The sequence below is a fragment of the Wolbachia endosymbiont (group B) of Lycaena phlaeas genome, assembly GCF_947251875.1.
Classification (GTDB): domain Bacteria; phylum Pseudomonadota; class Alphaproteobacteria; order Rickettsiales; family Anaplasmataceae; genus Wolbachia.
The window spans coordinates 827,103-839,672 of the sequence record NZ_OX366392.1 but is presented as its reverse complement, the minus strand read 5'-3'; the positions used below and the strand labels follow the sequence as shown (position 1 = coordinate 839,672).

Here is a 12,570-nt window from a genome sequence, read left to right as displayed (position 1 = left end):
TACCACTACTCATTCGGTAAAATGGATCATATAGATATTATAAAGTCAAAATTATTGTTGTCCGACATAGTAGGAAAAAAAGTTAGGTTAATAAAAAGAGGAGATAGTTTTGTTGGACTCTGCCCATTTCATAACGAAAAAACTCCATCTTTTTCGGTCAGCAATGTTAAGGGCTTATATTACTGTTTCGGTTGCTCAGCTCATGGTGATGCGTTTGAATTTATTTCACAAACTGAGGGCTTAAGTTTTAAGGAAGCGTTGGAAAATTTGGCATCTGTTGCAGGTGTTGAGTTACCCAAAAACCTCAGCTTTGCTAAAGAAAATGACAAACTGTTTTCAGCACTGAATTTAGCTGCAAGTTGGTTCGCGCAGAAAAATCGAGGTGTTATGGCTTATTTAAGGCAGCGCAAGATCTCACTCAAAATCATAGATAAATTTAGAATAGGTTATGCACCAAGTTCTGGCTTGAAGGAATATTTGAACTCCTCTGGTATTAAAGACGAGATTTTGATCGATGTTGGGTTAATAAATAAGAATTCTCGTGATTATTTCTATGATCGGCTGATATTTCCTATACACAACATCACGGGCAAAGTTATTGGTTTTGGCGGACGTGCGCTGAACTCTGAGCAACAGCCGAAGTATCTAAACAGCCCAGAGAGTCAGCTCTTTAAGAAAAGAGAAAATTTATATGGATTAAACTTTGCTTTGAGTGAAATACGCAAAAAACAGCATCTATTTGTTGTTGAAGGATATATGGATGTAATAGCACTACATCAAGCGGGAATTAGCAATACAGTTGCTCCGCTTGGTACCGCAATTTCTGCAGAGCAGATAAAAAATCTATGGAAATTTGCTAAAGAAATTTCCATCTGTATGGATGGCGATAGTGCCGGACGTCATGCTGCTATTCGAATTGCAGAACTTGTTCTACCGATACTGGAGCCTGGATACACATTGAAGTTCGTAACTTTGCCAAACAATAAGGACCCATACGATATATGCAATGAGCTAGAATATAAGACAGAAGACGTACTCTCTGCTTTTAACCACTCAACAGAACTGCACTCTGAATATTTATGGCATCACATAATTGGTAGCAATTTGCAAAATTATGAAAAATTTGCTCCGGAAAAATATTCAATTCTTGAGCACAAGTTCATGAAATATGTCAATGCTATCGGTAACAGCAGTATTAGAAGGTATTATAGAGATTATTTTTACAATAAGGTCAGTGAATTAAGAAGAAACTTTAAAAAGCTGATTTTTAATAGCAAAGCAACAAAAGGTGAGTATCTTTACAATAAATCTCCAGAGCTAATTGAAGCAGAGCAAAATCAGGCCATAATTTTGCGTATAGCCGTAGAATTTCCTGAAATCTTGAACCGTCCTATATTTTTTGAGCAATTTTCTCATTTCGAATTTACTAATGAGATGAAAAAATTACAACAGTGCGTAATTAATATGGTAACTAATGAGAGCAACTTTAATAAAGAAATTCTGCTACAGGAGTCTAGTGTTATAAAGTTTATATTTGAAAAAACTAGCGTACTAAATAGTCAATTAAGTGAGAAGAGATCGGCAGAAACTGTCTGGAATAACATAGTATTACGGAAAGAATTAAATGTATTACAAGAAGAAAAAATTAAAGCAAGGCTGGGCGGTAATTTTGACTTAGAGGAAAGGCTAATAGAACAAATAAAGCAAATAGAGGATAGTATACAAGAAATGCAAATGGAATTTATTCAAAAGTAGATGGCTTAAGATGTTCAAAATTATTAGAAAAACACTGTATTAGTATTTGCTTAAAATAGCTTATTCTAGTATATTTCTGGTTTGTTCAACTACGATAAGTGTTTTCATTTCTTCCTCTTATTATCTTTCTAGCCTTATACCTTGGAAGTGGTATTTATTTTTCTTTTATCGGACTTGGTAATCCTCTTCATCAAATTTCACCGTTAGTTTGCTTATTACCAGCATTATTTTTTGCTGTTCTATTCAATAAAAACAAAATTCAACATAGTATTGATACTCTTATAAAAGGTATGGGTAATAAAACTACTCTTACCGTATGTTTGATTTTTCTATTTGCTGGAGCATTTTCTACTGTTACTCAATCGCTTGGTAGTATAAATGTTATTGCTAGCTTAACTATTTGCTTTCTTCCAGCACAATTATTACTTCCTGGAATGTTTTTACTTTCTACTTTTATTTCAAGTGCAATCGGCACATCAATCGGAGTTATTGCACTTATAACACCAATAGCTGTTAATTTAGCACAAAATGGAGCTTTTGATTGTGCAGTGGGTGTTGGAGCTGTGATAGGTGGGTCTATGTTTGGCAGCAACCTTTCAATGATATCTGACACTACTATTGCTGCTACTTCTTCACAAGGAGCTTCAGTAAAGGATAAAATAAAACTCACTTTCAAGACAGGATCTGTTACAGGTCTTATAATACTTATTTATCTAGTAATAATTTCAAATAGTACAGAAGTTGTTTCTATCTCAAGTCTGAATTATTTATCCATAGTCAAAATTATCCCTTATATATCTTTAATAATTATGGGTTTATTTGAAATAAACACTCTAGTAACATTAGCTATTAATATGGTTATTGCTGGGATATTAGGAATAGCTTTTTTTGATTATTCTCTTATTGAATATTCTCGTGACATATATAGGGGTTTTTATAAGATGAATGAAGTAATGATATTTATTCTCTTCAGTAGTGGATTAAGCCACTTAATGTACGAATACAGTCAGAAAAAGATAGATATATTCACCGATAAGGTGAATATGACAAAAACTCAAGCTGAATTTATGATTGCGGGAATATCATCTCTGTTTACTATTTTAGTTTCCAGCAATGTTGTTGCTATTTTATTAACTAGTAATATTGCGAAAAGACTTGCACAAAGATATCACATTGCACCACACCGTAGTGCGTATTTATTAGAAATATTTACTTCTATCACAAAAAGTATCTTACCTTATGGTTCTCACGTATTACTAGCAAGCAGCATTGCCTCTCTGTCACCTATCATCGTACTAACAAAAGTATATTATTGTTTTGTTTTTGCAGCAGTTGCAATAAGTGAAATAGTGATTAATGGCAGACGTCATGCGGTTGTAGCTCCTCAATTACCATAAACAACTCTTTAAATTTTCACTCAATTTGTTGATAAATTAACAAATATTATAATCTTTGCTAAAATACTTATATAGTACCAATTCTTTTAAAGACATAGTATTACTAATGTTATAAAAAATGTATCAAAATAGTGGAGAAAAAAATGCCTGATTATTATGAAATATTAGGAGTAAAAAGAGATGCTACTCATGGTGAGATAAAAAAAGCATATCGCAAATTAGCATTGAAGCTTCATCCAGATAAATTGCTTGAGGAAGTGAAAGAGCTAGATAGGCTAGAAGGAAAGAAGAAGGACGGAAGGCTACTATCACAGTCGGAAGAAGATCAACGGGCTCAACTTGAAGAGAAATTGACAAAGTTCAAGGAAATATCAGTAGCACGCAAAGTGTTATCTGACCCAACAAAAAAAAGCCAGTACGATAGAGGAAAGTATGAGTATGGGGATTGTAGTGATGAACTGGAGTTGTTGCGGGAAGAGATGAGTAAACTTAAACAAGAAGAGAAAAGAGAAAAATTTTTTAATGAAATATATATTATGTATTGTTCGAAAAGTCAAAAATTAATCGAAGAGAAAATAGAAAGGCTAAAGAAGAGTTTAAAAGAAATAGGCAAGATGGGCAAAGCTAAAGAGACTGAAGAACCAACTGAATCCGAATATGTAAGAACTATTCTGGGATTGTTGTTACATATCCAGTCAAATAAGTATGAAGAGTGTGATGATATAATAAAGAAAGTTACAATTGATGCTGGTGACATTACATTTCTAGTGCAATTTGCTATTATGTACGATCGTGTGGCATTTTTCAAGCTCTTTGAAGGAAGGATAGAAATATCACGAAATGAAATCTTAAGCTATGCTTATGAATACCAATCTGAAGAGTTTTTGGATTATTTTTTTAATAAGTACTTAGATAAATTAGATATCAACTATAAAGATAAAGAAGGAAATACAGCTTTACATCATACATTAAAATGGTTGGATTTGGGTAAATCGAAATACCAAGGTTTTGTCAAGTCACTTCTTAGTAAAGGTGCAAGGCTTGATGTTAAAAATAGCAAAGATGAAACTCCATTTGATCTCTTGGTCAATTATGCTACATACTTCTCTCGTAAGGAAAAAGTAGTAGAAAAATTAAATAATCTTTCGGTGGTGCTTAGTGGTTGTAAAACCGATGAGCTAAAGAAGCTAGAAGGTACTTCTGCGTTGAATGAACTAGTAGATACTATTGTTAGATATAAGCATAAAAAAGCTCTAGATCTTCTAGTTGAAAATAACATAAAGATTTCAAGTACTATTTTAGAAGGTATTGTTAAACACAATTGGAAAAAAGAGATTTTTGATTGCTTTTTACATAGAAAGAAATATAATTTTCAGGATGAAAATGGGAATACACCTCTACATCATGCTTTAAGAAACTTACAGCCCTATACGTCAATGCTTCGCAAAGTTGAATCACTTGTGAGTGCAGGTGCGAGATTTGATGTTAACAATGACCAAGGTGAAACTCCGTTTGATCTCTTGGTTGAATATGTTGAGAAGGGGTTTTATGGTCAAGCGTCAAGGTTAAGTTATGCTTGGAAGTTGTTTAACAAATGTGAAAATAAAGATGTACTAAGAGAGCTAAAATATAAAGATGGTACTCCTGCATTAGATAAACTAAATGAGCTTCGTATTAAGTGTCGTAATACTTCTATCATAGTTGCTTCTACGTTAGCAGTAGTAGGAGTTGCTTTAGAAGTAGCTATTGCAGTCTACTCAGGAATGTTAGCGTTAGGGATAGGAATTGGAGTTTGTTGTCTTGTTGTTGCTGCAATCACATACCATTGTAATAGTCCTGCAAATTTATTGAAAGATAGCAATGCTGAAGTTGCAATTAATCAAATGGCATTAGTAAAATTATAACTTAAGATCAGAAGAAATGGCAGATCAAGTTTAATAATGTTAATTCAGTAATATATTTAGTAAAATCTAAAACTAAGAAAATTCTATACTTGCAACTCTGTGAGATGCTGGTGGTATCTATCTTACTTTCTTGATAGGAATACAGATTACAAGAGATAGGCGATGGAATTTCAAAGAGTTTGCAAATAATAGTTATTATTTGTAGAATATAGAAAAGTTAATAGAGATTTTAATAGTATGCCATCCGTTACTTTTATTTTACCTGATGGAAGTAAGAAAAGCTATGAAGCTGCAGAAGGAGAAACTCTGCTTAATTTAGCCCACAGAAGTGATCCAGATCTGCTTGAAGGTGCATGTGAAGGCTCTCTTGCTTGTTCTACATGCCATGTGATTGTTGATTCAAAATTTTATGATGTTGTAGAAACACATAACCCTATATCTGATGAGGAAAATGATATGCTGGACCTAGCTTTCGGTTTAACAGAGACATCGAGGCTTGGATGCCAAATAAAAATCACAAAAGATATTGACGGTTTGTGCGTAACCGTGCCCAGAGGTACAAGAAATATATCATTAGATAAATAAGAGGATAATGCGTAAAATTTTTATCTATATTCTTATCTCCTTACCTTTGTTTATTCCTCTAGCTTATAGTGGTTTTTGGTATTTTTCTGCATTTAAGGTAAAAAGTCTTTTAACTGATTACATTAATGACGAAAAAGTTGATATTTCACATGATTTTAAGGGGTTTCCTTTTAACCTAGTTTTTCGTGTAACGAATCCAAAATTTTCTAATGAGCAATTAACTGTTTCATCTGAAGCTTTAATGATAAAAAACAGATTATTTGATAAGTCAGTATATATCTATATACCAAGCAATAAAGTAAACATTGCTGTCCGTAGTGATGAGAAAAAGAATATAAAGTGTCACACACACGTGAGTAGCCACTTTGTTGTTAAACTAAATGATTTACTATCTTCATTAAAATTCAACAGAAATAGCACTGTAATAGACTATATAGATACATTTCGTTACGAAGATTATGGATTAAAATGTGATGTTTTAGAAAATCAGCAAAGTGTTATAACTGAAGTGAATGATAAAAGTAATTACATTCAATTTCACTTTGATAAAGAACTGAATGAAAATACTAAACTAGAATTTGATTTTTATACTTACCGTTATAAACATACTGCAAGTCCTGAAAATTACCTTAGTGTCGACGCTAAATTAGATTATGAATTTGTAAACCATATTTCAGCTTCTAAGATTAATTTCAACATAGAAAAATTTTTGATTGAGAGTAATAACTTTTCTATTGCTGCGAATGGTGGAGTAAGTAATTACAATTTAGTTACATCTTCATTTGAAGATAAAATCAATGTAGCCATATCAAATTATAAAGAATTAATTTCGTTTGTGACTAATGATTCAAAGACTGCAGATAAATTGGAAAAATCAATATCTTCCTTATCAGAAAAAATCACTAATAACGACATTCAATTTTCAATAAAGTACGACAATAATGTAGGTTCAGGCTTTATTGGAAAATTATCCACTACTGATTTTATCACTCAATTCACCAAGAATGAGAATAGTAATTAGCTTACTTTTTACATTGATATTCCATTTAAGCATAAATGCTTTTACTTTGGATGATAAACTAAGAGACGAAAGCATGGAAGAGCGAGCAAGTAGCTTATTTGCAGTAATAAAGTGTCCAGTATGCTCTGGTGAATTATTATCCGAATCTGAGTCTCAAGTTGCATATGGTATGCGTAAGACAATTCGCAAGAAGATCAGTGATGGATATACTAACGAGCAAATAGTTTCAGAGTTAAAAAATTCTTATGGAGATTCAATTATCATTGTACCACCTGTAAAATCTAGTACCTACATTTTATGGTTTACTCCTTTTATAATTCTTCTTATTGGATGTTTTCTAGTACGAAAATCAGTTCAGAAAATAGATAAAGTAGTAAAAAGATAACTATAGAGTAAAAGTGAGTTTACAACAAATGCAAGTAGCTACTATACGAACATTTGAGTTTAGATCAAAGATTGTAAGGTTAAATCTTCCATCCAAATAACCACGCACTCTACCTGCTTATCTGGGTAGACTTCTTGCACTAAGGTTTTATAGATCAACATTTGCTTTTTTATTTCATTTGATGAGGAAATAGAAACGTTATGGTGTGATTTATAGTCAATTATGATTGCTTTGTCTTCTGTTATGCACAGTCTGTCTAGCCGCACTAATACTGGTTTTCCGTCAATTGTTCCACTAAGTGGAATTTCTGATTTGCCCTCCAAGTCGAACAGGTAATCATATTTTTCATTAAAGGTTAATATTTTGCTGTAAATTTCATCCTTATCTTCACTAGTGTTTATGCTATCAAGATATTTCCTAACCCAATTTTTTCTCCTGTCTTTCTCTATCTTGGGCATATATTGCAATATACTGTGAATTATTAAGCCTCTTGCATAGCTGTCTGTCGTCCCAATGCTCCTTTTTGTCATTCCAGCATTCTCATCTGTCATCCCAGTGCTTGACACTGGCTTTTTTTCTCCAGGTTCCAGCGTTACGTGCTGCAATGACATTGATAGGTTTGATGGAGGTGAAATCACTGGAACATCAAAATAATCACGTTTTTTATAAATAGAAGGGTAGTTTGCATTCATGCATAGCACTTCAACTTTTTCTTTAAATATCGGCTGTAAGTATAGTTTTTTCCTCTCATATAATGCTCCATATTGAATAACTAGATCATACCAAGAGCCCTTTTGCACTGGCTCTTTGCCTAAAATGTATAACTCATCTTCAGCACGCGTAAGTGCCACGTACAGCAAACGCAAATATTCGTTATAATCCTCTAGTTTTTTCTCTCTTTTTACTTGATTACAATAAGCATTACTATTTTTGCCACACCAAAATGGTGCTTCCGTTGCATCAAACAAAATATTTTCGCTGTTTCTTGGTACCGTATTTGTGTCAACTAAAAACACTATTGGAGCTTGTAGACCTTTTGATTTATGAATTGTCATTATTCGTACAGCATTGAGTTTTGATTGCATATCGTTTTTAATCTCAGGATTATTTTCTTTGATCCACTGAACAAATGCTTGAAGAGATGGGTGCTCAAATTGCAATACGAGGTTCATAAATTCGTCTAGAATCTCGAAGCACTCAAGACCTAGCCTTGCAGCAAATTTCTTCCTGCCTGTGCGCAATATATGAGTGAATAGTGTAAGGGGGGATTTTGTCTGAGATAAATTAATTAGATAGTTTAATTCATTAGAGATAATCTCCTGATAATCTTGAAGTTTTTCCCACAACGACTGTTCTTTACGATTGTATGCAATATTGAATAAATCATCCTCAGTGAAGTTAAATAGCGGTGATTTTAAAACATTTGCAAGAGCAAGATCATTTGCCTGGAGGAGCAAAAATTCAGCTAAAGCTATTAAGTCCTGCACAGCTATGTAATCCATAATTCTAAAATAATCTCGGCCTATAACTGGTACATTTACTTTTTTTAGTTCACTTATTATGTAATCAACTAACACATTTCGCTGCCGTACCAAAATCATAATATCCCTTGGTTCTATATGACGATCTTTGGCGACTAAAATCCGCCCTTCGTTTAACCAATTGTGAATTCTTTGGGCTATTGCCTGAGCAAGTAATCGATCCTTTACTACATAATCTTTCCTCTGTGTTAAATGAATTTGTAAGGCTTGCTGCTCTTCCTCTTCATATCCTGGCAGTAACGGCCAAATTTCAATGTATCCTTGATCGTTTTCTCTATATGGAATATGTTTTATCTTGTTATCATTGAAAGATATTTCTTCACGAAAATTGTTAAATATTCTGTCTACAAGCATCAAAACTTCTGGAGTTGAGCGAAATGACTTTTCAAGTTGACATGATACCCAATCTCTGCCACCGGTTTTCGTGTGAAAATATTGCTGCATGTAATTAAATAGATGGGGATTTGCTCCTTGAAATCTGTAAATGGATTGTTTTACATCCCCAACAACGAATAAAGTTCTCTTTTCGTCACCACCGGTAAAAAATTCATTGCAGAGATTTGTTATAATTTTCCATTGACTGATACTATTGTCTTGCGCCTCATCAACAAGAATGTGGTCTATTTTTTGATCTAGATTAAACAATATCCAATCTTTATAGCCTGGATTGCTAAGGAGATTTGTTGCTAAATTGATGATATCATCATAATCAAGCAGTGCATTCTTTGATTTTTCACTATTATATAGATCAACATATACTTTAAATATACTAAGTAAACTACTGGTTCTTCCGAATATTTGATAAGAATTTATGTCCTTTACATGGGTAAACAATGCATTTTGAATGCTTTCTATCATTTGCTCTACGTCTTCAAATTTTTCCAAAGCACCCTTTGTTATAATGGATGATATGCTCTTTTTTTCGTACGATTCTGATTTGAGAAATACTTTAGCTAAGTTCTCTATCTTGTTGTCATCCAAGTAGCTGACACTGGGATCCATATTTCTTTTTTTCTGGATCCCAGTGTCAGCTACTTGGATGACAACATTTGGTACGGACGATTTTCTGCTATTACACCAATCATAAAGTATCGCACTGTAACTCTGATCTCTTTTGCTGCCCTCACTTAATATTTTAGCTAATCTTTTTATCTGCTCAATCGTTTCACTCTGTAAATCGTGAATCTTATCTGGGGCACTTAGTTTATCTTTGATATACCCTAAATTATTTTCTAGAGCTGATCTCTTTATACATAAGGTATAGAGCAAATCACTCAGCTTGTTTTCATCAAATTCAGCTGCAATGATATTTATATCGTCCTGCACAGTTTCATTATGAAGCGTTTTTTCAAATATGATGGAATGCAATTCTTTACATTCGCTCAACGTACAATTTGGAGCGATACCAGCTTCTGTAGGAAAGCTGGAGATTAATTTGTAACAAAAGGCGTGTATAGTTTGAATATTAAGACCAAGATTTTCCAGTTCAGAAAAAAGCCTTCTTGCTCTTGTTAAATAATCTTTATTTTCTCTGGTTACACACTGGGCTAATTGTTCTAAATCTGCGACCAATATACCCTCTGGATATATTGCCCACTTACTAAGTGTACTGTAAATGCGATCCTCCATTTCATTTGCTGCAGCATTGGTGAATGTTAAGCAGAGAATATTTCTCTTATTCTTTAATAGAAGTCTTAATACTCTGTCTATTAAGATCTTTGTTTTACCTGTACCAGCTGATGCACTTACCCATACAGAGAAGTTAGGATTTATGGCATTTGATCTCATTAGGAGTGTATAAAGTTTGACTGAAGTGGCATTTCAAGTATAGTAAATAAGATAGTGTTAGTGAAGATATACAGATGGAAAGTTTTTGTGTAAAGGCTCCTGCAAAGATCAATCTTTTTTTACATATTATAAATAGAGAAGAAAGAGGGTATCATTTAATTGAAAGTTTGGTTGTCTTTGCTAAACTTTCTAATTTTTTAGAGATAAAAGTAGGAGAAAAAAACTTTAGATATGATAACTCTACAGTTGAATTTGTAAATTCTGAGTTTAGAATAAATTATCGATATAATACTATAACGAGAGCAGTGAGTCTACTGCTTAGGCATGCTCCTGTACGCACTAAAGTCACTGTGAAGGTTGTAAAAAATGTACCAATTGCTGCGGGATTTGGTAGTGGTTCCTCAGATGCTGGAGCTGTGATACGCATGCTGGGAGAGCTTTGGAACATTGATAGGCAATTTTTAAATGATATAGCTTTAAGCGTTGGTGCTGATGTACCTGCAAGTATAGATAGTAAGCCAGTTTTTGTCAGAGGTGTTGGTGAGGAATTATGCCCCATTAAACAATGCTCTTTACCCACAAGTCTGGTACTTGTGAAACCGAAAAAAAAGTTTTTGAATACATCAGAAGTATTTTCCAAGTATAAAGAGGATTTCTCTCAGCCAATTAAGTGGAGTGATAACACTGAGGAGAATTTGTTAGAGCTTCTTAAAGAGACAAAAAATGACCTGCAAGAAGCAGCAATAAGTCTTGTACCTGAAATTCAGAATGTAATATCAACACTAGAGTCACAAGAAGGCTCTATACTTTCTCGTATGTCAGGTAGTGGTGTAGGGTGTTTTGGAATGTTTGATAGTGAAGAAAGTGCAAAAGCTGCAGCGGCAAATATCAAAAAGGAATATCCAGAATGGTGGGTGTGCGACACGGAATTAATGGTTTGATTTATGCCCTTAATTTCCAAGAAGAAAAATCTTATAGATGGTTACAGGGAAGAAAGATTTTGGGTAAATAATCAAGAATATCATGGCTCAATTATAATTTTTCCTGAAAAGGTGATTGAATTGAAAGAAAGTGATATAAATAACAAGGAGTATTTTAAATCTTTTTTAACAGAGGAAATAGAGATTTTGATAATAGGTACTGGTAAGATACGCGATTGTTCAATGAAGTCTTATCTTATGGAGCAAAAGAATTTAAATTTTGAATTTATGACGACGGGTTCTGCATGCAGAACCCATAACGTTTTAATATCTGAAGATAGATTTGTTGTCAGTTATCTGATAGCATGTTAGAGATATTTACACAGAGTTTTTTTATAAACAGTCTAATTGCGGTAATTATGATTAGCCTAGTCACAGGAGCTCTAGGGTCATTTATGATATGGCAAAGGTTATCGTATTTGGGTGATAGTTTGTCCCATTCTTCATTGCTTGGTATTGCACTTGCTTTGATCTTTAATATCAGCCCATCGGTAAGTATAATGCTCATTGCAATTATGTTTGCTATACTACTTTCTCTTAATTTTAATAAATTATACTCTGCTGATACGATATTGAACATAGTTACCAATGTAGTTTTATCATCGAGTTTAATACTTATGTCTTTTCTTCCATCAGGTAATAATAGTATTATTAGCTCACTTTTTGGTGACATATTAATGATTGACCAAAGTAATATAATATCAATTTTTCTAACCTCCGTAATAGTTACTTTGATATTAATATTTAGATGGCGCTATTGGCTGATGATTTCGATTAATCAAGATTTGGCAACAGTTGAGAAAGTAAATGTTAATTTTGTTAGGCTAGAATTTTTGATTATACTCGCTATCTTTATTGCAATTTCTGCTCAATTAATAGGAATATTACTCATTGCTGCATTTTTGTTAATACCTGCTGCATCAGCAAGACTCATTTCAAAAACTCCAATGCAAATGATTATTGTTGCAACAGTTTTTTCTGTGATTTCTGGAGTATCAGGTTTGATATTATCTGCAAGTTTTGACTTATTAACTGGACCTGCAATTATACTTATCGCAGCTGTGTATTTAATCATTGCTTATTTTATAAGATTGGTGTTAAGTAGATCGACTTAATTTTGGTCTCGGAAGTTCATAATTCATTAACAAATGAGTGTAACTATCTGAGCGTAAAGTAGTTTTTGCTACGTTGTTTTTATGTGCTAATTGTTAATT

The 12,570-nt window shown here is 33.1% G+C and carries 10 protein-coding genes; 9 read left to right on the top strand and 1 reads right to left on the bottom strand.

Annotated elements, in window-relative coordinates:
• The first annotated feature begins 21 nt into the window (after window positions 1-21).
• The 6 genes from dnaG to OPR37_RS03745 all read left to right on the top strand — a co-directional run bounded on the left by dnaG (window position 22) and on the right by OPR37_RS03745 (window position 7,047).
• On the top strand, window positions 22-1,755 hold the full coding sequence (gene dnaG, locus OPR37_RS03770; protein ID WP_019236374.1) for a DNA primase: 1,734 nt from the start codon (window positions 22-24) through the stop codon (window positions 1,753-1,755).
• A 98-nt stretch (window positions 1,756-1,853) separates the two neighbouring features.
• Window positions 1,854-3,152: a Na+/H+ antiporter NhaC family protein gene (locus tag OPR37_RS03765; RefSeq protein WP_264684806.1), complete on the top strand. Its 1,299-nt coding sequence runs from the start codon at window positions 1,854-1,856 to the stop codon at window positions 3,150-3,152.
• Between the two features lie 143 nt (window positions 3,153-3,295).
• On the top strand, window positions 3,296-5,056 hold the full coding sequence (locus tag OPR37_RS06205; protein ID WP_319803446.1) for a TomO hydrophobic C-terminal domain-containing protein: 1,761 nt from the start codon (window positions 3,296-3,298) through the stop codon (window positions 5,054-5,056).
• Between the two features lie 237 nt (window positions 5,057-5,293).
• Window positions 5,294-5,641 (top strand): ferredoxin family 2Fe-2S iron-sulfur cluster binding protein, encoded by a 348-nt coding sequence (locus tag OPR37_RS03755; protein ID WP_007302681.1) that lies wholly within the window; start codon window positions 5,294-5,296, stop codon window positions 5,639-5,641.
• A 7-nt stretch (window positions 5,642-5,648) separates the two neighbouring features.
• The gene (locus OPR37_RS03750) at window positions 5,649-6,662 is read left to right on the top strand and encodes a hypothetical protein (RefSeq protein WP_007302682.1); all 1,014 of its coding nucleotides are present in this window, start codon (window positions 5,649-5,651) and stop codon (window positions 6,660-6,662) included.
• Entirely contained in the window at window positions 6,646-7,047 is a 402-nt protein-coding gene (locus tag OPR37_RS03745; RefSeq protein WP_213863726.1) for a cytochrome c-type biogenesis protein, read from the top strand. Before OPR37_RS03750 ends, OPR37_RS03745 begins: the two co-directional genes overlap by 17 nt.
• Window positions 7,048-7,106: 59 nt before the next feature.
• On the opposite strand, the gene OPR37_RS03740 is transcribed toward OPR37_RS03745, so the two are convergent.
• Window positions 7,107-10,376 carry a UvrD-helicase domain-containing protein gene (locus OPR37_RS03740; RefSeq protein ID WP_265016825.1) on the bottom strand — a complete coding sequence of 1,090 codons (3,270 nt, stop codon included), beginning with the start codon at window positions 10,374-10,376 and terminating at the stop codon, window positions 7,107-7,109.
• A 74-nt stretch (window positions 10,377-10,450) separates the two neighbouring features.
• Here OPR37_RS03740 and OPR37_RS03735 point away from each other — a divergent pair, with 74 nt between their 5' ends.
• From OPR37_RS03735 to OPR37_RS03725, 3 genes are read left to right on the top strand one after another with little or no spacing between them, the layout of a single operon-like run.
• On the top strand, window positions 10,451-11,317 hold the full coding sequence (locus OPR37_RS03735) for a 4-(cytidine 5'-diphospho)-2-C-methyl-D-erythritol kinase (RefSeq protein WP_007302685.1): 867 nt from the start codon (window positions 10,451-10,453) through the stop codon (window positions 11,315-11,317).
• A gap of 3 nt (window positions 11,318-11,320) precedes the next feature.
• Window positions 11,321-11,668, top strand: a complete 348-nt coding sequence (locus tag OPR37_RS03730; protein ID WP_007302686.1) for an Mth938-like domain-containing protein — start codon at window positions 11,321-11,323, stop codon at window positions 11,666-11,668.
• On the top strand, window positions 11,662-12,471 hold the full coding sequence (locus OPR37_RS03725; RefSeq protein ID WP_015588476.1) for a metal ABC transporter permease: 810 nt from the start codon (window positions 11,662-11,664) through the stop codon (window positions 12,469-12,471). The genes OPR37_RS03730 and OPR37_RS03725 overlap by 7 nt, the downstream gene beginning before the upstream one ends.
• Window positions 12,472-12,570: the final 99 nt, after the last annotated feature.